This is a genomic window from Oceanobacillus jordanicus (assembly GCF_022095695.1).
Classification (GTDB): Bacteria; Bacillota; Bacilli; order Bacillales; family Amphibacillaceae; genus Oceanobacillus_B; species Oceanobacillus_B jordanicus.
This window is the reverse complement of the sequence record NZ_JAIFZM010000014.1, coordinates 1-22,086: the sequence shown is the minus strand read 5'-3', so window position 1 is coordinate 22,086 and position 22,086 is coordinate 1. Positions and strand designations below refer to the sequence as shown.

19 protein-coding genes are annotated in these 22,086 nt (G+C 38.2%); 6 read left to right on the top strand and 13 right to left on the bottom strand.

Features of this window, described 5'->3' with window-relative positions; all coding sequences use genetic code 11:
- The first annotated feature begins 228 nt into the window (after positions 1 to 228).
- On the top strand, positions 229 to 846 hold the full coding sequence (locus K3T81_RS15000) for a YktB family protein (RefSeq protein WP_106896542.1): 618 nt from the start codon (positions 229 to 231) through the stop codon (positions 844 to 846).
- 88 nt (positions 847 to 934) lie between these two features.
- On the opposite strand, the gene K3T81_RS14995 is transcribed toward K3T81_RS15000, so the two are convergent.
- Both K3T81_RS14995 and K3T81_RS14990 read right to left on the bottom strand, forming a co-directional pair.
- Positions 935 to 1,204 carry a UPF0223 family protein gene (locus K3T81_RS14995; RefSeq protein ID WP_106896541.1) on the bottom strand — a complete coding sequence of 90 codons (270 nt, stop codon included), beginning with the start codon at positions 1,202 to 1,204 and terminating at the stop codon, positions 935 to 937.
- A gap of 12 nt (positions 1,205 to 1,216) precedes the next feature.
- Positions 1,217 to 2,173 (bottom strand): NAD(P)H-dependent flavin oxidoreductase, encoded by a 957-nt coding sequence (locus tag K3T81_RS14990; RefSeq protein ID WP_238020829.1) that lies wholly within the window; start codon positions 2,171 to 2,173, stop codon positions 1,217 to 1,219.
- A 139-nt stretch (positions 2,174 to 2,312) separates the two neighbouring features.
- On the opposite strand from K3T81_RS14990, the gene K3T81_RS14985 reads away from it, so the two are divergent.
- On the top strand, positions 2,313 to 3,785 hold the full coding sequence (locus tag K3T81_RS14985) for an aminotransferase class I/II-fold pyridoxal phosphate-dependent enzyme (RefSeq protein WP_234368476.1): 1,473 nt from the start codon (positions 2,313 to 2,315) through the stop codon (positions 3,783 to 3,785).
- Between the two features lie 74 nt (positions 3,786 to 3,859).
- Here K3T81_RS14985 and K3T81_RS14980 read toward each other — a convergent pair whose 3' ends face one another.
- Together K3T81_RS14980 and K3T81_RS14975 are read right to left on the bottom strand one after the other, a co-directional pair.
- On the bottom strand, positions 3,860 to 3,964 hold the full coding sequence (locus K3T81_RS14980) for a GapA-binding peptide SR1P (protein WP_081779346.1): 105 nt from the start codon (positions 3,962 to 3,964) through the stop codon (positions 3,860 to 3,862).
- 230 nt (positions 3,965 to 4,194) lie between these two features.
- Positions 4,195 to 5,094 carry a polysaccharide deacetylase family protein gene (locus K3T81_RS14975; protein WP_238020827.1) on the bottom strand — a complete coding sequence of 300 codons (900 nt, stop codon included), beginning with the start codon at positions 5,092 to 5,094 and terminating at the stop codon, positions 4,195 to 4,197.
- Positions 5,095 to 5,344: 250 nt separating this feature from the next.
- Here K3T81_RS14975 and K3T81_RS14970 point away from each other — a divergent pair, with 250 nt between their 5' ends.
- Positions 5,345 to 6,868 (top strand): glycine betaine uptake BCCT transporter, encoded by a 1,524-nt coding sequence (locus tag K3T81_RS14970; protein WP_238020826.1) that lies wholly within the window; start codon positions 5,345 to 5,347, stop codon positions 6,866 to 6,868.
- Between the two features lie 547 nt (positions 6,869 to 7,415).
- Here K3T81_RS14970 and lpdA read toward each other — a convergent pair.
- From lpdA to K3T81_RS14945, 5 genes are all read right to left on the bottom strand, one after another.
- On the bottom strand, positions 7,416 to 8,825 hold the full coding sequence (gene lpdA / locus K3T81_RS14965) for a dihydrolipoyl dehydrogenase (RefSeq protein WP_036573366.1): 1,410 nt from the start codon (positions 8,823 to 8,825) through the stop codon (positions 7,416 to 7,418).
- Between the two features lie 3 nt (positions 8,826 to 8,828).
- Positions 8,829 to 10,082 (bottom strand): dihydrolipoamide acetyltransferase family protein, encoded by a 1,254-nt coding sequence (locus K3T81_RS14960; RefSeq protein ID WP_238020825.1) that lies wholly within the window; start codon positions 10,080 to 10,082, stop codon positions 8,829 to 8,831.
- A gap of 24 nt (positions 10,083 to 10,106) precedes the next feature.
- On the bottom strand, positions 10,107 to 11,084 hold the full coding sequence (locus K3T81_RS14955; protein ID WP_238020824.1) for an alpha-ketoacid dehydrogenase subunit beta: 978 nt from the start codon (positions 11,082 to 11,084) through the stop codon (positions 10,107 to 10,109).
- A gap of 3 nt (positions 11,085 to 11,087) precedes the next feature.
- Positions 11,088 to 12,131 carry a pyruvate dehydrogenase (acetyl-transferring) E1 component subunit alpha gene (gene pdhA, locus K3T81_RS14950; protein WP_234368495.1) on the bottom strand — a complete coding sequence of 348 codons (1,044 nt, stop codon included), beginning with the start codon at positions 12,129 to 12,131 and terminating at the stop codon, positions 11,088 to 11,090.
- Between the two features lie 662 nt (positions 12,132 to 12,793).
- Complete coding sequence (locus K3T81_RS14945; RefSeq protein ID WP_238020823.1) at positions 12,794 to 13,510, bottom strand: YkyA family protein; 717 nt, start codon at positions 13,508 to 13,510, stop codon at positions 12,794 to 12,796.
- A gap of 297 nt (positions 13,511 to 13,807) precedes the next feature.
- On the opposite strand from K3T81_RS14945, the gene def reads away from it, so the two are divergent.
- From def to rnjA, 3 genes are all read left to right on the top strand, one after another.
- On the top strand, positions 13,808 to 14,359 hold the full coding sequence (gene def, locus K3T81_RS14940; RefSeq protein WP_106896533.1) for a peptide deformylase: 552 nt from the start codon (positions 13,808 to 13,810) through the stop codon (positions 14,357 to 14,359).
- Positions 14,360 to 14,940: 581 nt separating this feature from the next.
- Positions 14,941 to 15,150, top strand: coding sequence for a DNA-dependent RNA polymerase subunit epsilon (locus K3T81_RS14935; RefSeq protein WP_106896532.1), 210 nt, complete (start codon positions 14,941 to 14,943; stop codon positions 15,148 to 15,150).
- Between the two features lie 3 nt (positions 15,151 to 15,153).
- Positions 15,154 to 16,821 (top strand): ribonuclease J1, encoded by a 1,668-nt coding sequence (rnjA, locus tag K3T81_RS14930; protein WP_106896531.1) that lies wholly within the window; start codon positions 15,154 to 15,156, stop codon positions 16,819 to 16,821.
- A gap of 70 nt (positions 16,822 to 16,891) precedes the next feature.
- Here rnjA and K3T81_RS14925 read toward each other — a convergent pair whose 3' ends face one another.
- The 4 genes from K3T81_RS14925 to K3T81_RS14910 form a co-directional block, all read right to left on the bottom strand.
- Entirely contained in the window at positions 16,892 to 17,557 is a 666-nt protein-coding gene (locus K3T81_RS14925; RefSeq protein ID WP_036573381.1) for a potassium channel family protein, read from the bottom strand.
- A 94-nt stretch (positions 17,558 to 17,651) separates the two neighbouring features.
- Positions 17,652 to 19,493 (bottom strand): ABC transporter ATP-binding protein, encoded by a 1,842-nt coding sequence (locus tag K3T81_RS14920; RefSeq protein WP_238020822.1) that lies wholly within the window; start codon positions 19,491 to 19,493, stop codon positions 17,652 to 17,654.
- Positions 19,494 to 19,505: 12 nt separating this feature from the next.
- Positions 19,506 to 21,257 carry an ABC transporter ATP-binding protein gene (locus tag K3T81_RS14915; protein WP_106896529.1) on the bottom strand — a complete coding sequence of 584 codons (1,752 nt, stop codon included), beginning with the start codon at positions 21,255 to 21,257 and terminating at the stop codon, positions 19,506 to 19,508.
- Positions 21,258 to 21,533: 276 nt separating this feature from the next.
- On the bottom strand, positions 21,534 to 21,968 hold the full coding sequence (locus K3T81_RS14910; protein ID WP_238020821.1) for a TlpA family protein disulfide reductase: 435 nt from the start codon (positions 21,966 to 21,968) through the stop codon (positions 21,534 to 21,536).
- Between the last annotated feature and the right edge of the window lie 118 nt (positions 21,969 to 22,086).

Here is a 22,086-nt window from a genome sequence, read left to right as displayed (position 1 = left end):
CACTTTTAATATATTTATGAGTCAGCCTTGTGTTTGGTTCAATAATTTTCTGAAAATCAGCTATTTACTTGATAACTTTCCCCATAATATGCTTGTTTTAAACATATGTAATGGTAATAAACAGCTCGGTTTAGAAAACTTGACTTGTTTAGACTTTTACTTAATAATAATTATTATAATCTATACTTTTATTATCCATCATAGATGAAAGAAATAAGGAGGATTTTTATGTCGTTCCAAGGGTTTGCAAGTGAGGATTTTAACACCTTTAATATAGAAGGTTTAGAGGAAAGAATGGCTGCGATTCAAGACAGAATTCAACCAAAGTTTCAAGAGGTCGGCAGTTTGTTAACAGATTACCTAGCAGCAGAAACACAAAACGAGATGTTCTTACATATTGCTAAGCATGCAAGAAGAACAGTAAACCCACCACATGATACATGGTTGGCTATCGCTGATAATAAACGGGGATATAAAAAGCATCCACATTTCCAGATTGGTCTGTTTGATGACCATGTCTTCATCTGGCTTGCTTTAATATATGAACTAGACCATAAACAGCAAATTGCCCAAGCTTTTACAGATCACTATGAGGAGTTAAAAGCTCTACCAGATGATTTCGTTGTATCCTTAGATCATATGAAAAAACAATCAATTCCATTACAAGCTTTAGAAATTAAAGATGTTCACCGTTTTCGTGACGTCAAAAAAGCAGAATTTCTTATTGGCAGACATCTTTCCCCAACAGACTCTCGTGTGACAAATGGGGATTCTTTTATCAACACAGCTAAGGACACCTTTAAGTCCTTACTGCCTTTTTATCAGTTCGCACTTAAACAACGCTAGTTAGCCAATGAAGCCTAGCAAAAACCTTGCAGACCACAATTTCGTGCTCCGCAAGGTTTTTCTGATGGACGAAAAAAAGTGAAATTGTTTATTTCATCGAGAAGAGTTCTTCATTCGTTTCTCTTGCCTTCTTCACAACTTTGTAACTCGAGTAGCCTGACTCCTTTTCAAATGCATCAAATACTTTCTTTTCCTCACTTTTTGATGGAATAATTTCTTTCAATCTACTGTATACAGCAAGGACGTTTTGCCTATTAACTTTACTTTCATACGCTTTTTCCATTAATGAGAAAAAATTAACTACATCAATTATTTCCTGTTTACTCCACGTCTCATCTAGTGGGTATTGATAGTTCATTCGATCCTCTCCTTATCGCCATTTAATTCTTATTTCTTCTGCTTCTCTTATAGTGGATTGGATAACCTCTTCTGCTGAGAGTACTTTATCAATTCTTGCTGCCCCTTGACCTGCCCAGCCAAACCCATTTTTCTCATCTCCACCAATAGCATACCTTTGATTTGCCTGCCCACTAATTAGCTCCTTTAATGCAGGATAGCCCTGTCCTCGTTCTTCTGCTTCTATTATTTGTTCTGTCCAAGGATTTCGTAATGCCCTGGCAGGCGCACCAAGAGAACGTTTAATCACAACTGTCGACTGCTCATCCGCATGAAGTATCGCTTGTTTATAAGCCATATGTGCATCCACACACTCTGTTGTGGCAATAAACCTTGTTCCCATTTCAATACCTTCAGCCCCGAGCGCCATTGCCGCCATCATTCCCTTGCCATCCACTATTCCACCAGATGCAACAACCGGGATGGAAACATGCTCCCTTACATATGGAGTTAGCACCATGGTACCTACGTCTCCCCGCCCCAGATGCCCCCCGCCTTCCTGTCCTACGACCATAACTACGTCTGCTCCAAGTTCTTCTGCCTTCACTGCTTGTCTTTTAGCTGCAACTAGAACGAGTGTCTTAATATTCTCCCCTTTCGCCTTGTTAAGTATGTCTTTGGGATTACCTCCCGTAACACTAAGTACAGGTACTTTTTCTTCTAAAACAACATTTAACATGTGTTCATAGGCTCGCCCATGTTGTCCTATAGCAAGATTTACACCAAAAGGCTTATCAGTTAGACTCCTAACTTTTTGTATTTCTTCACGAAGGCGATTTTCATCGGATAAACTCATTGCAGTTATTTGCCCAAGACCACCGGCATTAGATACAGCTGCAGCAAGATCCGCATAGGCAAGATAGGCCAGTCCGCCTTGGATAATTGGATACTTTATCCCCAATAATGAGGTTACCCTTGTTTGCCATTTCACTTCCCCCATCCCCTTTCCTTATATACTTTTTATACTACCATTACTTACATGGCACTGTGAAAGAAAACGAAGCTAGTATTTAACAGGTAAATTTGCTATAATACGTTAGCTATTTTATTTTAAAATGAGGTGCACCCCTGTGAAAGATCAGACAAGAACCCCACTATTTACTGGGTTATTAGAACATATTGAGAAACATCCAACACAATTCCATATTCCTGGCCACAAGCAAGGTAACGCAGCGGAGCCAGCTTTTCGCTCCTTTCTTGGTGATAATGCCTTCAAAATGGATTTAATTAATATAGAACCACTTGATGACCTTCATCATCCAAACAGTATTATAAAAGAAGCGCAAGAGTTAGCAGCAGATGCATTTGGCGCTGACTATACCTTCTTTTCTGTTCAAGGGACTAGTGGGGCCATTATGACTATGGTTATGAGCGTGTGCAGTCCAGGGGATAAAATAATTGTTCCCAGGAATGTTCATAAATCTGTGACGTCAGCAATTATATTTTCTGGCGCTGTACCTGTTTTCATTCACCCTGAATTAGACCCTATACTCGGTATTTCTCATGGTATTACACCGCGAGCAGTAAAACATGCGCTGGAAGCACATCCAGATGCAAAAGCAGTTCTCGTAATTAATCCTACGTACTTCGGTGTTGCAGCAGACCTAGAGTCCATTGTAGAAATTGCTCATTATTACGAAATACCTGTGCTAGTGGATGAAGCACATGGAGTCCACATCCACTTCCATCAGAGCCTTCCGCTTTCTGCGATGCAGGCTGGGGCTGATATTGCAGCCACAAGTGTGCATAAATTAGGTGGCTCATTAACGCAGAGTTCTGTACTTAATTTACAAGGGAATCGAATTTCCCATGAACGTGTCCAGACAATACTTTCTATGTTAACAACAACGTCCACTTCCTACCTATTAATGGCATCTCTCGATACAGCAAGAAAGCAATTAGCCACAATGGGTCATTCGCAGATCAATCGAGCCATCGGTATGGCAAATAAGGCTAGAAAGTCTATTAATGAACTGCAATATATATATTGTACAGGGAAAGAAATTCTAGGTACGGAAGCAGCGTTCAGTTTTGACCCAACCAAATTAATTATCTCTGTGAAGGATCTTGGAATCACAGGGTATGATGCGGAGGTATGGCTAAGGAAGACTCATAATATAGAGGTAGAACTATCAGATCTATATAATGTTCTATGTATTATTACACCCGGAGACTCCGAACAGACGATAGAAAAGTTAATTTCAGCGCTTCAAGAATTAGAAAAATCGATGCTTCCTTTATCTTCAAAAAACGAAGTCAAGGTTACGATTCCGGACATTCCATTATTAGCTTTAGCACCACGCGATGCTTTTTATTCTGAAACCGAACTTATTCCATTTTCAGAGGCTGCTGGCAGAATAAGTGCTGAATCTATTATGGTGTACCCACCAGGCATACCTATTTTTATCCCTGGAGAAATTATTACCGATGAGAATATTGCCTATATATGGAAAAATATCGATGCCGGTTTACCTGTTCAAGGGCTACAAGATGAAACACTTGAGACTATCCGAGTGATAAAAGAATACAAAGCATTTAATTAAAAAAACCCGCATACATTAGTATGCGGGTCTGTATTATTTAATAAGCAATCCTTAAATAAGTATGCGCTTTCTTTTTATTCTGCGTTACATCCTTGGCATGTGCCATACAGTGTTGTTACTTTTTCCCCTTCAAAGTGTTCAATAATCTCCTGACAATCCTGACAAATAATTGTACCCATAGGATCAGCTCCCTCTCCAATTAAATGTTGTGTAACAATTTAATTATAATATGTCACAATTAATTTATCAAGCCTAATTAGTATGTAATAATTAAAAGATTTAACTAATAAGAATATTTAGATTTGTATCTTTTTCTCCTGAAAGGACAATAAATTCATTTCCTCAAGTTGGGCAATTTTCAAAAAATATAAATACAGGTTACCAACCTTTCTGGTAACCTGCTAAATGTTTAATTTGTATTCTTTTCTGTTTGGATTAAGTCTGGATCTACCATTTCATAGCCTTTGTCACGAAGTCCTTCGATAATATCCCCTAATGCTTCAGACGTCCAATCTCTATCATGCATGAGCAGATTTGCACCTGGTTTTAACAGAGAATAGTCGACACCAGCTTCCGGTCCCTCTCCAGAAATCATGGCCTGCTTTATTTTCTCCACATCCTCATACGGTTTGAAATAATCATACCCATATGTCCAATTCATTTGAGTCATCCCTTCCTCTTTGACTACCATTTGAGAATGATCAGTGTTTATCCCATGAGGGGCACGGAAAAAGGTAGGACGTTCTCCAACGATCTCCTCAATTCGATCACTTACACTAACAATTTCCTCTGTCTGTTCCTCTTCTGACAAAGTGGAAAGGTCAGGATGGCTATAAGTATGGTTCCCAATAGGAAAACCCATCTCGTGAATTTTTTTCAATTTTTCTGCGCCTTCCTCCGTCTCAATAAAGTGACCATTCACAAAAAAGATGGCACTAGCATTATGCTCCTTTAAGGTTTCTGCCATTTTAATTGCATTTTTATCTGGTACATCATCAATTGTTAATAAAACTACTTTCTCATTTGTATCTCCGCTATCGTCAAGCGGGACGATAGAAGATGTCTCGGAATCTACTTTATAAATTGGTTCCTTTACTATTTCTTCCTGCTCTTCTGTTTTCGCGGTTGACTCATCCTCTGTATCCTCTTCCTCTTTACTATTGTCTTCTTGATTGTTACCTTCCTGCTCTTGCTTACTATTCTCCTCTTGGTCCCCATTTCCAGATTCATTACTGGTTTCTTGACTATCGTTACAAGCCGCTAAAAAAAGAAAAGAAACGAATAAAATTCCTATTATAATATGTCGCATTATGTACCCTCCTGCTGAACTATTTTGATTACTCTATTATAAAGTATTAAATCAGGCCATTACAATTCTTTTCTCTTTCCGGTTATTTTGTGTTTCATCCCCCAGTTAAAGGGTATAACGTAAAGTCGACTATAATTTTTCTTTTAGGGAATATTATGTTTAGGTTTGAAGGATATTAAGGAATGTGTTTTAATACTTAATTGTGTGCCTACATAATTATTATTTAAAAAAATATAAGAGAGGGGAAAATATGAAAAAAGTATCGAATGTTTTTTGGATATCCGCAATTGTCACAGTATTATTTATAATATGGGGAATTATTCCACAAAGTATGCTACCCACTGCAAATCTCGACAATATAACAAGTATTATCCAAAGTTACCTTGTCGAGACTTTTGGTTGGTTCTATCTACTCACCGCAACAGGCTTTCTCATCTTCGCTATCTATTTAATCTTTTCAAAATATGGAAATATAAAACTAGGACGGCCTGGAGATAAACCTGAATACGGATACCTCACTTGGTTTGCTATGTTATTTAGTGCAGGTATGGGGATTGGACTTGTATTCTGGGGTGCAGCAGAACCATTATCACATTTCCATGAACCACCATTTGGGGATGCGGAGACAAGTGATGCTGCAAAAACGGCGTTACAGTATAGCTTCTTCCATTGGGGATTCCACCCATGGGCAATTTATGCAACCATTGCTTTAGCCCTTGCTTATTTCAAATTCCGTAAGCAATCTCCAGGGGTAGTAAGTGCCATTTTAGAACCACTATTTGGTGAACGCATCCGTGGAAAGTGGGGAACGCTTGTCGACTTTATCGTAGTCTTTGCTACAGTATTCGGTGTAGCAACATCGCTAGGGTTTGGTGCAATCCAAATTAGCGGCGGTTTAAGCTTTTTAACTGGTATGGAGCAATCTATATCGCTTCAATTAATTATAATTGGGATCGTTACAGTACTTTATATGACTTCGGCCATGACTGGCTTAAATAAAGGGATTAAGTATTTAAGTAATGCTAACTTAATTCTAGCTTTCTTATTGATGGTATTCTTGTTATTCGCAGGACCGACAACGTATATATTAAATCTATTTACTAACACATTAGGTAACTATATTCAAAACCTTCCAAGCATGAGCTTTCGAATGACACCATTCAACGAAGACAATACAACTTGGATCAATGGTTGGACCATTTTCTATTGGGCATGGTGGATTTCTTGGGCGCCTTTTGTGGGTACGTTTATTGCACGTGTATCTCGTGGGAGAACTATCAGAGAGTTTGTTCTCGGTGTGCTGTTAGTCCCAACTATCTTTGGTGCACTTTGGTTCACTGTTTTTGGAGGATCAGCCATAAACTTAGAGTTTTTCCAAAATGCAAATATCCAAGCAGATGTAAATGCTATTGGTACAGAGGCAGCATTATTCTCTGTATTACAACATTACCCTTTTGCCACGGTTATGACCATCATCGCTATTTTGCTGATCACAACTTTCTTTATAACATCAGCAGATTCAGCAACATTTGTATTAGGAATGCAGACAACAAATGGCAGCCTATACCCACCAAATATTGTGAAGTTCATATGGGGTCTATTGCAGTCTAGTGCGGCGGCAGTACTCTTATGGCAAGGTGGACTAGAAGCCTTACAAACTGCTTCCATTATAGCAGCCTTTCCTTTCTCAATAATCATGATCTTGGTTGTAGCCTCCTTAATCAAGTCATTTAGAGCGGAAGCAAAGGATATTGACTTTACTAAGAAGAGATAAAGTGAAACTGCAATCAGTGGGGATTTTCGTTCTTCCCCCACTGATTGTTAGTGGAACGAATCGGGTTGTTATCGACCGTTTACTCCCAATTAAACATCACTGTTTCGCTTCATGTTTTGAAGTGGGAGTCATACGGCCGGTTGCACCGGGATAAAGAAACTTCTTCCCTCTTCTTTTATACTAGTAACTAGCTGTTAATCTCACCTTATAAGCAATATATAGCCGAATGGTATCGAAACCTGTTGGGAATACCCACATAAGCTTCGAATCGCCATTCGGCTTTTATTTGGGGTTAAACAAGCATCATGACTGGAAATGGTAGTATAGCTTCACAGAGATGATAGTTTCACCAGGTTTCTTCTAAGGCTAGCTGCTCTAACTGATCAGTTACTATCGCAATAAACAGCCATTATCGGCTAATTGAGAGCTATACAAGGGGATGAATATACTAGAAGCCATAATAATAAAAAGGCTGCCTCAGAAGCCGTATATCGACTTCTGAGGCAGCCCTCTTTTTAGCCTACGTAGTGTCTACGCAAGATCCTTATTATTTCATCATATGAATTGGTGTTCCCATTGCAAGCTCTGCAGCTTCCATAGTTATTTCACCTAAGCTTGGATGTGCATGAATAGTTAGTGCAATATCTTCGGCAGTCATTCCTGCTTCAATTGCTAGGCCAACTTCAGCAATCATGTCACTTGCATTCGGACCAGCTATTTGTGCTCCGATTACAAGTCCATCTTCTTCTCTTGTAATAAGCTTCATGAAGCCATCACTATCATTTAGTGAAAGCGCACGGCCATTTGCTGCAAATGGGAACTTAGCAGCTTTAACTTTATAGCCCGCATCTTTTGCTTCTTGTTCAGTTAGACCAACTGAAGCTAATTCTGGATCAGAGAATACAACAGCTGGCATTCCGATATAATCGATTTCAGCTTTTTCTCCACTGATAGCTTCTGCAGCAATTTTTCCTTCGTAAGACGCTTTATGGGCAAGCGGCATACCTGGAACGATATCACCAATCGCATAAATATTTTCAACATTTGTACGGCATTGCTTATCAATTTGCACAAGGCCACGGTCGTCCATTTCAATACCCACTTGCTCAAGACCAAGCTCCTGCGTATTAGGGCGACGTCCTACAGTTACGAGTACGTAATCTGCATCGATTTTCTCTTCTTTACCATTCACTTCATAAGAAATAGTTACGCCATCTTTTGTTTCTTCTACACCTTTAGCCATAGCCTCCGTGATGATAGAAACATTTTTCTTTTTCAAGCGTTTTTTAACTACTTGCGTCATTTGTTTTTCAAATCCACCAAGAATATCTTTTGTTCCTTCTAGGACTGTAACTTCAGTACCGAAGTTAGCATAAGCAGTACCTAATTCAGTACCAATGTAACCTCCACCAATTACTACCATTTTCTTAGGAATCTCTTTAAGATTTAGTGCACCAGTAGAATCCAGTACACGATCAGAGAATTTGAAGCTAGGAATTTCAATTGGTGTTGAACCAGTTGCAATAATACAGTTATTGAATGTATATGTTTGAGAGTTTTTCTCATCCATTACTTTAGCTGTATTTTTGTCAACGAAATACACTTCACCATTAAGAATGTCTACTTTGTTTCCTTTTAAAAGTCCTTCAACACCAGAAGTCAGCTTGTTTACTACACTGCCCTTCCATTCTTGAACTTTTGAAAAATCAACCGTTACGTTCTCTGTTTTAATACCAAGTTCTTCGGTACCATGAGCATGCTCTGTAAGATGTCCAGCTTGGATTAGAGCCTTCGAAGGAATACATCCAACGTTTAAGCAAACTCCACCAAGAGCTCCTTTATCTACTATGGTAACTTTTTGGCCTAGCTGAGCAGCACGGATGGCAGCTACATAGCCACCAGGTCCTGCTCCAACTACTAGTGTGTCTAGTTCAATCGGGAAATCTCCTACTACCATAATTTACGCCTCCATCATAATTAATTGTGGATCGCTTAGCAATCGTTTGATTTGATTTAGAGCCAACTGTGCTGTTGCTCCATCAACAATACGATGGTCAAAGCTTAATGATAATGCAAGTACAGGTGCAACAACAATTTCTCCATCTTTTACTACTGGTTTTTCAGCAATACGACCAATTCCAAGAATAATCGCTTCTGGATAGTTTAGAACTGGAGTGAACCATTGTCCACCAGCTGAACCAATATTAGAAATTGTATTAGAAGCACCTTTCATTTCATCAGGAGCAAGTTTACCATTACGAGCTTTTGCACCAAGTTCATTAATTTCTTGTGAAATGGCGAAGATTGACTTACGGTCAGCATTCTTCACAACTGGTACTAACAAGCCTTTTTCTGTGTCTGCCGCAATACCGATGTTGTAATAATGCTTCTGTACAATCTCGTTTGTGTTCTCATCTATATAAGAGTTCAAGATAGGGAACTTCTTAGATGCTGAAACAAGCGCTTTTGCAACATATGGTAAATAAGTTAATTTAATTTCTTGCTCTGCTGCAACAGCTTTGAATTTCTTACGATGTGCAACAAGTTCTGTAACGTCAACCTCATCCATTAGTGTAACATGAGGTGCTTTTGTTTTGGAATTAACCATCGCTTTTGCAATTGACTTACGAATACCGCTCATTGCTTCACGAGTTTCTGGGTATTCACCCTCTGGTGCTGCCTGTGTTGCAGGTTTTTCTGCTTTTTCAGAAGCAGCTGGAGCCTCAGATTGAGCAGACGGCTGATCACCATTTAGATATTGATCAATATCCTCTTTTAGAACGCGACCGTTTTTCCCAGAACCTGTTACTTCTGTAATATTAACGTCATTATCACGCGCATGCTTTCTTACTGAAGGCATGGCAATAATACGTTTGTCACTGCTTTCCTCTTTCTCATCTGATTTAGCAGTTTCTTTTTTCTCTTCTTTTGGCGCTTCTTCTTCAGCTGATTCCTCATCATCAGAAGATTCATAGCCTTCTGCATCAAATGTAATTAGTTTATCGCCAACTACAGCTACAGTTCCTTCTTCAACATGAAGTTTTGTTACTTTACCTTCTACAGGAGAAGGTATTTCTACAACTGCTTTATCGTTCTGTACTTCACAAAGCACATCATCTTCTTTTACTTCGTCATCTACACTAACAAACCATTTAACTATTTCACCTTCGTGAATACCTTCACCGATATCCGGCAATTTGAAATCATATGCCATTATAACTACCTCCTGTTCACTTATTTAGAAATTCAATACAGTGTTTACTTTTTCTACGATGTCATTATGGTTAGGTAACCAAACTTCTTCTGCTGCTGAGAAGGAGTATACTGTATCTGGCGCTGTAACACGCAATACAGGAGCTTCAAGATGTAGAATTGCTCTTTCCTGTATTTCAGCTACTACATTAGCACTCACACCAGCTTGGCGTTGTGCTTCCTGTACTACTACTACGTGATTTGTTTTCTTAACGGATTCGATGATTGTATCAATATCGATTGGAGAAACAGTTCTCAAATCAATTACTTCTGCAGAAACGCCATCTTTTTCAAGTTCTTCAGCTGCTTTAAGAGAAGCATGTACCATTGCTCCGTAAGAAATTAGTGTAACATCTGTTCCTTCACGTTTCACTTCTGCTTTACCAATCTCTACTGTATATTCCTCTTCCGGAACTTCTTCACGGAAAGAACGATATAGTTTCATATGCTCTAGGAACAATACAGGGTCGTTATCACGAATTGCTGAAATTAGTAGACCTTTCGCATCGTATGGATTAGATGGAATAACCACTTTAATCCCTGGTTGTTGGGCGATTAGACCTTCTAAAGAATCGGCATGCAATTCTGGTGTGTGTACACCGCCACCAAATGGTGAACGAATTGTTACAGGTGCAGTATGGTGTCCGCCTGAACGGTAACGCATACGAGCAAGCTGTCCACTAATTGAATCCATTACTTCATATACGAAGCCGAAGAACTGGATCTCTGGTACTGGACGGAAGCCTTCAAGCGCAAGACCTACAGCTAATCCACCGATACCTGACTCAGCTAGTGGGGTGTCAAATACACGTTCTTCTCCGAACTCATCCTGCAACCCTTCAGTGGCACGGAACACACCACCATTTTGACCAACATCTTCACCAAATACAAGCACATTCTCGTCGTTTTTAAGTTCTGTACGCATTGCATCAGTGATTGCTTGAATCATTGTCATTTGTGCCATGATTTACTTCGACTCCTTTTCTTTGTATTCTTCCATTTGCTCCTGCAAATTGTGTGGAAGTTCTTCAAACATATTTTCAATGAAGTCCGTCACTTTTTGTTTAGGATATTCATCTGCTTTTTTAATAGCTTGTTTAATTTCATTTTTTGCTTCTTCAATTACTTTGTTTTCTTCCTCTTCAGACCAGATACCCTTCTCTTCAAGGAATGTACGGAAGCGTACAAGTGGATCTTTTTTCTCCCACTCATTATCTAGATCTTCAGTACGGTAACGAGTTGGATCATCACCAGCCATTGTATGTGGTCCATAACGGTAAGTTAATGTTTCAATTAACGTTGGACCTTCACCATTGATCGCACGATCACGAGAATGTTTAGTAACAGCATAAACAGCTAGCACATCCATCCCGTCAACCTGAATTCCTTCAATTCCAGCTGCAACAGCTTTTTGAGCAAGTGTTTTAGCATTTGTTTGTTTTTCAACTGGTACAGAAATCGCAAAATAGTTATTTTGCACAAAGAAAAGCGCTGGTGCTTTGTAAGCTCCTGCAAAGTTAATTCCTTCATAGAAATCACCTTGAGAAGTACCACCATCACCAGTGTATGTTACAGCAACAGCTTTTCTACCGCGTTTTTTAATACCAAGTGCTACTCCAGCGGTTTGAACGTACTGTGCTCCGATTATAATTTGAGGGCTTAATGCATTAACGCCTTCTGGCATTTGGTTACCATGGAAATGACCTCTGGAAAATAAAAATGCCTGGTATAGCGGAAGACCTTGCCAGATTAATTGAGGTACATCACGGTACCCTGGAAGAATGAAATCATCTTTTTCAAGCGCAAATTGACTTCCAAGCTGCGAAGCTTCTTGTCCTGCAGTTGGAGCATAGAAACCAAGGCGTCCTTGACGATTTAGTGCAATAGAACGTTGGTCAAGTATGCGTGTGTAAACCATTCTGCGCATTAATTCTTTTAATTCCTCATCTGATAGATCAGGCATATCATCTTTGTTGACAATCTTTCCATCTTCATTAAGAATCTGGAACATTTCGAACTGACTTTCAACACTTTCAAGTACGTGTTTCAAAATAGTTCACCTCTTCCTTTCTTATATCCTTTTTAAATAATATTGTCCTTACTAGCCTACCCAAAACATAAAAAAACTGTACAAATTAACTAATAATCTTGTACCCTTTTTCATTTTCTTATAATCTTATGTTTAATTTATCTTTCAAACTGTTACAGTTGGGCCATGACATTTATTAGTACAATAATTATTATAATTAAATACTAGCCTAAAATGTCTATTTGGTCAAACACTTTGTTTTGCTTAGCAAGCTGAGTATTCTCCAAGGCAATACTGAAAAAAGGATAGCTTTTGAAGAAACCTTCTCGACCCTTCCCATATAAGCGAATCCCACCATTAAGTAATACAAATCCATAAATAGAAACTGTTATATTTCAGAACGAAATCTGTATTAATATCTACTTGAACAGGTGTAAAGCAAAGACATAGAGTCTGTTTAAAAACGTAGTGGTTAGGTTAAATTATTTGTGATAACGGAAACTCAACTCATCTTGACTTCCATTCACTAAATATACCTACCCTTGAGAATTGCACAAACCAGCATCCAGCAAGCAATTTTTTCATTTTCTAACACATAAAAAAAAGAACTGATAAAATCAGTCCTTCTTTATAATGATATGATATTATTCAGATTCACTTTGATCTTGCTCTTCTTGTCCTTGGTCTTCATTTTTGGACTCAGCGTCTTCATACTCTACTTCTATTTCTGCCTGAGAATAAAACTCTTTCTTTAAATCATTATAAGAAGCTGTGCTTTCATTAAATGATTCGTTTGCACTTAAGACTTGTTCATAACTCTCATTTATAGTGTTGATGTGATCTGTAAGTTCTTCCTGTTCCGTACTTTCATCTTGCAACATTCCATACAAATCTTTCTCTTGTTGAATGGCAGTAGCATATACTTGGTAAAGTTTTTCATATGCCGTAAAACGGTCCATCATGGTAGAATACATATTTTCTGCCGTTTCCTTTAACTGCTCATCCTCGATTTCTGCGATCAAGTCCTCTGTTTTTTGGAATTCCTCTTTTGCAGAATTGATGCTATCTTTCTCAGCTTCAAGTGCTTCCTCTCTTTCTGTCACGACCTCCGTGGCCTTTTCAGAAAGCTCTTTAATCTTATCCATCTCATCTGTTCCCAGTTCAATAATCTGACTGTATAGGTCTTGTTCCTGACGTTCAAGTTCCGTAATGTTGCTCTGTTGCTCCTCAAATCCTTTTTCCTGGGCTACAGCCTCTTCTAAATGTCCGTGAATTTGCTCTTCAGTCGATTCGCTGCTACAGGCAGATATGATGGCAAGCAAGCCTAATAGTAATAATATAGATGCTTTTTTAAATGGCATCGGCTTATTCCCCTCTCAATCTTGATGTATGCCCCCAAGTATAACATAAAACATGTGAAATCTCTGGTGAAAAACTTTGAAAAAGAGTGATCCAGTCAAACATTATGATCAAATGTTACAAGTTATGATAAAATAAAGCACGAAAGTTATATAGGTTAGATGGTATGTTAAGTTTAGCATGAATTATCTCGTTAATTATGAACAACCATATTACGATAGTTTCTATTGGCATACTGGCAAAAAAAACCTGACTTAAACCTATTTTCAAATTAAATTTGCAGGCAGGAGTGACCAAATATGATTACAATGAAAGATATCGTCCGTGAAGGACATCCTTCTTTGGAAACGTCAGCGGAAGAAGTAAAAACTCCTCTTCAGCAAGAAGAACGGGAGTTGCTTGAAGAGATGCTGACCTTTTTAAGAAATAGCCAAGATGATGAAATAGCAAGAAAGTATGATCTACGAGCTGGGGTTGGGTTAGCCGCACCACAACTGGGGATTAATAAGCGTCTTGTTGCTATTCACTTTGAAGACTTTAATGGCAAACTATATAGTTACGGTCTAGTAAACCCGAAAATTGTTAGCCATTCTGTTGAAGATGCATATCTGTCTTCAGGTGAAGGTTGTCTTTCCGTGGATAGGACCGTTGAAGGATATGTGATCCGTCATGCAAGAATTACAGTAAAAGCAACTGATATGGACAATAATCCATTGAAGCTTAGACTTAAAGGATATGCAGCAATCGTATTCCAGCATGAGATTGATCATCTAAACGGAATTATGTTCTATGACCGAATAAACAGCAAGAACCCATTTTCGGCACCAGACAACGCAAAAGCAATTGACTGAATGACCCAAAACTAGATACGAGCGAAAAAGCCGAACTTTATCAATGGTTCGGCTTTTTTAAATAAATGATACAAAATAAGGGCCATTTAATGATGAAAATACTCCGGTATATGTATAAGAAAGTGCGATAGGTGAAAAATAGAATATATCATGCTAGCAAGCAATTCCAAGTGAAATAATAAATATTTTTCCAACAAATAACGTATTTTTATTTCAATATTCCTCAACTCGTACTATACTATAACTAAGAGGGATTGGATCGGTAGAACGTTTTTGTTGCTTTTCTTAATATTCGAAAGGAGCTGCATTCGTGTGTTAAAACGCCTGAAAGAAAAGCTCAAGAAACGCTGGAAAGACTTTTTAGGCCAAGGACGTGTACCTACAACTTGTAAAAAAGACTACCATTGAGGTTTCCCAATCACAGTGTAAAAAGGTACAATATCTAATATGAATGCTACGGAAATAACAGATGCCTCTGATTGTCATATTTACGGAATGATAGCTTTTATCGGCTATCAGGCAATCAGAAATACAAATAAAATAAAAAATCATGAAGAAAGATCATGTAAGGAGAGATGAGATTGATTTATAAAGTATTATACCAAGAATTAAAGAATGAGATTCCAGTTCGAGAACGCACAAAGTGTGCATATGTAGAAGCGGACTCTGTCCGAGAAGTTCGTTCCAGTTTAAATGAGAAAAAATTCAACATTGAATACATCCATGTTCTAGACGAGGCACATTTAGAATATGAAAAACAATCTGAAACCTTTAAATTGGAGAACGCTTAACACATGAAATTTGTTAAGAATGACCAAGCAGCAGTTTTTGCACTTGGCGGATTAGGTGAAATCGGAAAGAATACCTATGGTGTACAATTCCAGGATGAGATTATTTTAATTGATGCTGGAATTAAATTCCCAGAAGATGAACTATTAGGTATTGACTATGTTATTCCTGATTACACGTACCTTGTGCAAAACCAAGATAAAATTAAAGGATTAATCATTACACACGGACATGAAGACCATATTGGTGGAATACCATATCTTCTCCGTGAAATTAACGTGCCGATTTATGCAGGGAAACTTGCACTTGGATTAATCAGAAATAAACTGGATGAACATGGACTATTAAGAAATGCAAAATTAAACCCAATTCAAGAAGATGATGTTATAAAATTCCGTAAAACATCTGTAAGCTTTTTCCGTACAACACACAGTATCCCTGATTCCTATGGAGTAGTCGTTAAGACACCTCCGGGAAATATTGTACACACTGGTGATTTTAAATTTGATTTCACACCTGTCGGGGAACCTGCAAACCTTTCCAGAATGGCAGAAATAGGCAAAGAAGGCGTACTTTGCTTACTTTCTGATAGTACTAATAGTGAAGTACCTGGTTTTACGATGTCAGAAAAGGTAGTCGGGGCTAACATTCATGATATTTTCAGTAGAGTGGATGGCAGATTAATATTTGCTACATTCGCTTCTAATATCTACCGTCTCCAACAAGTTGTAGAAGCGGCAGTTAAGCACAACCGTAAAGTTGCTGTTTTTGGCCGTAGCATGGAATCGGCAATTAATCTCGGGCAGGAGTTAGGCTATATTCAAGCGCCCAAAGATACGTTTATTGAAGCGAATCAAATAAACCGACTTCCTGCAAATGAAGTTACGATTTTATGTACCGGGTCACAAGGTGAGCCTATGGCTGCCCTCTCACGTATTGCGAATGGTACACACAGGCAAATTCAAATCATTCCTGGTGACACTGTTGTATTCTCTTCTTCACCAATCCCTGGAAATACAGTAAGTGTTGGTAGAACGATTAATAAACTTTACCGTGCCGGAGCAGATGTAATTCATGGGAAACTAAGCAACATCCATACCTCAGGTCATGGTAGTCAAGAAGAACAAAAACTGATGCTAAGATTAATTCAGCCAAAATACTTTATGCCAATCCATGGTGAGTACCGTATGTTAAAGGAACACACCAAGTTGGCAGAATTATGTGCTGTGGATCAAGATAATTCCTTTGTAATGGATAATGGAGATGTACTTGCACTAGGTAAGGATAATGCTATTATTGCAGGTAAAATACCTTCAGGATCTGTTTACGTAGATGGAAGCGGAATTGGCGACATTGGAAACATTGTATTACGTGATCGTCGCATCCTTTCTGAGGAAGGTTTGGTAATCGTTGTTGTTAGTATTAATATGAAGGAGTTTAAGATCTCTGCAGGTCCTGATATTATTTCACGTGGATTCGTTTATATGAGAGAATCAGAAGACCTTATCAATGAAGCGCAGAAACTTGTCTCCAATCATTTGAATAAAGTAATGGAACGTAGAACAACACAGTGGTCTGAAATTAAAAATGAAATTACAGATACCATTGCACCATTCCTTTATGAAAAGACAAAACGTAGACCAATGGTTCTACCGATTATAATGGAAGTTTAATTAATATGCGAAAAGCCCGGGAATTGTTCCCGGGCTTTTTCATATAAATAGTCAGCGAAATTAATCTAACTTAATCTTCGATAACAAGATTTTTCTCAAAACGAGAAATATCCTTGTCTGAACCTATTACAATTAGCACGTCCTCTTCTACAAGAACATCCTCGGCAGCAGGAGACACATTAATGTCCTTCCCTTGCTTAATCGCTACAACGTTACAGCCATAGTTCGCACGAATATCTAGATCAATCAACGTCTTGCCAACCATTTTCTCACCAGCTTTCACCTCTACAATACTATGATCATCTGAAAGCTCCAAATAATCAAGTATATTATTGGAGATTATATTATGGGCGATTCGTTTCCCCATGTCTCGTTCTGGGTGAACAACATTGTCTGCCCCAATTTTGTTGAGGATTTTTTCATGATAATCATTTTGTGCTTTCACTGTAATTTTCTTAATGCCTAGATCAGTAAGAATAACAGTAGTCAAAATACTTGCCTGGATATTATCTCCAATAGCTACAATAACATGGTCAATATTTTTAATACCTAACTCTTTTAATGAAGCTTCATCCGTAGCATCTGCGATTACCGCATGAGAGGCTATATTTTTATATTCATTGATTTTATCTTCATCATTATCAATTACCAGTACTTCCATTCCTTCCATGCTTAATTCACGGCAAATACTTCCCCCAAATCTTCCTAATCCGATTACTGCATAATCACGTTTCATTATTTTTCCTCCATCACTCAACTTTGTCGATATAGCTATCATACATGATGAATCGAAAAAGGAGCAACCTCTTTTCGAGTTGCCCCTTCCAATTTTACATTGCATCAAGCATTTGGAACTGAGATTTCACCAATCCAAAGTACTCTCCACGCTTAGCCATCAATTCCTCATGGTTCCCATTTTCGAGCACTTTACCATTTTCAAGTACAAAGATATTATCCGATTCTCTAATTGTAGATAGTCGGTGCGCAATAATAATTGCGGTTCTACCCTTAAGCAACCTATTTAACGCCTTTTGTATTTTCACTTCTGTTTCAGTATCTATACTTGCTGTCGCTTCGTCTAAAATGAGGATAGTTGGGTCCGCTAGAAGTGCTCTAGCAAAGGAAAGTAATTGTCTCTCCCCTGCTGATAAGATACTTCCTCTTTCTTCAACTTCGGTACCATATCCTTCTCCTAACCGCTGAATGAAATCATCTGCTCCAACTACTTTAGCTGCTTCCATAACTTCCTCATCCGTTGCGTTAGGATTACCGAAACGGATATTTTCCATTATAGTGCCCGAAAAAATAAAGGTATCCTGTAAAACAACACTGATTTTTTGACGAAGGCTATTAATTTTAACGTCTCGTAAATCATGCCCATCAATCTTTACCACCCCTTTAGTAGGGTCGTAGAATCTACTGATTAAGTTAGCAATAGTCGATTTCCCACTCCCTGTATGTCCCACAAGAGCAATTGTTTGGCCTTGCTTGATATCAAGGGATATTTCATGGAGAGCAATTCTACCTTCTTCGTAAGAGAATTCCACTTTATCGAATTCTATATGCCCCTTCATTTCTTCAATGTTATAAGAATTTTCCTTTTCGTCGACGTTTGGCTTTTCATCAAGAAACTCAAAAATCCTTTCCGAGGCCGCCATTGCCATTAAAAGTTGATTATACATTTGCCCGAGACGTGAGATTGGTTCCCAGAACATACCGAGGAAAAAGGCAAAGGCTACAAACGTTCCTAGTTCTATGCCGCCATTCGCTTCACCGAGTAATATAAGATGTGCTCCGTAAGCAATTAATATAACTGTACCAACTGCATTACACATCTCAACGAGTGGTCTAAACATCGCACTCTTCTTTGAAGCACCACGAAAACTTTCAAAGAAACCATGGTTCACACCATTAAAATATTCCCCATTCTCCTTTTCTTGTGAAAAAGATTGTGTAATTCGCATGCCTTGGAGGCCCTCATTTAAATGCGAGTTCATCCTGGATTGCTGAATGCGCACTTCTTGCCATGAGCGGCGAATGTTTCTCCGCAGTTTTGTAGAAATATAGAACATGATCGGCAATATAACCATGATAGCAAGTGCGAGCTTTGGACTTAATACAAATAAGATAACGATAATGCCGATTAATGTTACAACATCCATTAGCAGGTTAATGATTCCATTTGTAAATAATTCCTGTAATGAATTGATATCATTCATAATTCTTACAAGAATTGATCCCGCTGATCGCGAATCAAAAAAGCGATGTGATAAACGTTGCACATGAGAAAACAAATGTTGTCTAAGGTCATAAATAACATTTTGACCGAGAATATTTACCCACTTAATTCGGAAAGTGTTTCCTACAAAGCTTAATAAATAAAGAAGGCCGATGCCAACCACGAGATAAGTTAACATTGTAGTATCCTTGTTTTTTATGGCAATATCAATCGCAACCTTACCAATTAAAATTGGTACAGTTAGTCTAACTGCGGTAGATATCATCATGGCAATGATCGCCGCAGGTAAATAATTTTTCGAATATGGTTTCAGATAGACGAGCAAACGCATCATCTGTGTCCAGTTAAATTGCTTTTCAATTGCCTGATCAACCGTATAGTGAAATCGCGTTAGATGTCTGTCTTTATCTTTAGCGTTACTAGTATTCGCCATCGAATCCCCCCTTTATATTTGTACGGTTCCCAGAATTGCTTCCCGGTCCTGGTATTGAATATCATATATACGTTGATATGTTCCGTTATTTGAAACTAACTCCTCGTGTACGCCTCGTTCCACGACTTTTCCATCTTCAAGTACTAATATTTCATCCGCATGCTTTAGAGAAGATATCCTGTGCGCAATAATGAAAGAAGTCCTTCCCTTCATTACTTCCTTAAGGGCCTTTTGTATTTTAAATTCTGTCTCCATATCCACTGCTGAGGTAGCGTCATCTAGGACGAGGATGCTTGGATCCACACAAATAGCACGAGCAATGGCAATACGTTGTTTCTGGCCACCTGAGAGTCCCATCCCCCTCTCTCCTAGCATCGTATCGTATCCTTTCGGCATTTCCATAATAAAATCATGAGCTTGCGCACGTTTAGCAGCATCAATCACTTGCTCATCTGTCACATTGGGATTTCCATATGCAATATTTTCCCTAATTGACGTTGAGAATAAGAAAGGTTCCTGTAAGACAAAACCAATGCTGCTCCTCAGTTTTTTAAGTTCATAATCAACTACTGGACGACCATCAATTAGTACATCACCTTGTTCCGCTTCGTAAAAACGGGTAATCAATTGCGTAATACTTGTTTTACCTGACCCCGTAGCCCCAATCAATCCAATAACTTTACCAGGAGGTGCATCAAATGAGATGTTTTTTAGTGCTGCATCATCATCCTCTATATAGGTAAGTGTTACATCTTTAAACGTAACATGGCCTTTAATATCCGTTTGAAGAGCATCTTCTTTTTCTACAATATCTTCTTTAGCATCTAGAATTTCAAGTAGTCTTTCTCCAGAGGCTTTGGCTTGAGAAAACTGATTTACGACAAACCCTAGGTTCATCAATGGTCCCATAATATACCAAACCAAACTGAAGAATGCGACAAGTTCACCAGGAGCTAGGCTTCCTGAAATAACAAGATATCCTCCAAAGGTCAGTAAAGCTACAGCACATACGTCCCCTATGAATTCCATTAATGGAAAATACTTTGCCCAAATGTACGACGTCTTTAAGTAATTCTGTCGGTAGTTATCGTTATTTTTGGAGAATCGCCCAATCTCGAAGTCCTCTCGTGATAATGATTTCACTGTATTCATGCCACTAATATTTTCCTGAACTCTGGTGTTAAGGTTTCCAAAGGACTTTCTAATCTTTCTAAATGCAGGGTGAACCCGTTTATCGAACTTAAATACGACAATAATTAGAAAAGGCATCGCTGCCATTGTTACCAGTGCTAGTGGAATGGAATAGTAAAACATAACGGCTAAACTAAGTCCGATTAATAATACAATCCGGATTAATTCTGCAAAGCCCGCGGAAAGAAAAAAACGAAAACCTTCCACATCTGCTGTCATTCTCGACATGATGTCACCTGTTTTAGCATTATCATAGTATTTAAATGATAATGTCTGTAACTTCCCATACAATGCATTTCTAAGTTTATAAACAGATACTATTCCAAATAAATCTCCCAAATACTGATGAAAATAGGTCGCAAAACCTTTAACAATCATTAAAAGGATAAAGATTCCTGCAATGTATGGAATCAGAGAGTATTGATCCCCATAGACAACATTGTCGATGGTTTGTTGCAGTATAATTGGATAAACTACAGTAATTGCCGTTACAAAGACAAGAAATACTAGAGATAGAATGAAGTATTTCTTATACGGCCAATAAAACTGCTTTAACTTTTTAAACGTATTCAAGTTGTTCCCTCCCTCAGGATGTTTATTTCCGTAATTACTAATATAACGGGTTCCGAAATAAATATCTACTGCTTTTGCTTAATTTTTTAAATTATTTTTCAAGTTAGGTTATTTTTACTTCTTATGTAGTGTTAAACAGAAATTCATCGTAGACAAAAGGATATAAAAAGACATCAAGAAAGCACTTACCCTATAGATAAGTGCTTCCTTGATGCCTTTATAAAAGCTAATCGTATTGGCTACTCTGTTGAAGTGACTTCACAACAGCTATGAAGCTTAATCAACAAATCGCTCAATGCGCTTTTTTAGTAACCTTGCAGAGCCACTAGTCTGTTTATATCTCAGTTGCCCTTGCCCATCGAACAAAAAATAAGCAGGCACTGTCCGAACAGAAAAAGAATGGGCTAAAGAATATTGGTCATCGATTGCAATTGGTTGTGCGATATTATATTTTTGGGCTTGTTGGACAACTTGCTTAAGATCTTTATCCTTCTCGGAACGTGGCATATGAACCGCGATGACTTGAATTTTCCCCTTATGGGCTTCCGTAACAGAGTTTAAAACTGGAATATTCCTCTTACAGGAATCACAGCTCACAGACCAAAAATGTATAAGAACGGGAAGACCATGTTCTAATTCTTCTTTTCTAATTTCCTGATGAAGCCAATTTGTTGCACCTGAAAGATCCGGAATAGATTCTCGTAATTGCATAACGAACCTCCTTATTTTGCTCCTTATTCCTTCTATCTATATGTCGTACAACTCCACTTTGGTGCCTATAGAGAGTAATTCTAGTAATTTTTGACGATAGATACCTACTCTCCAAAAA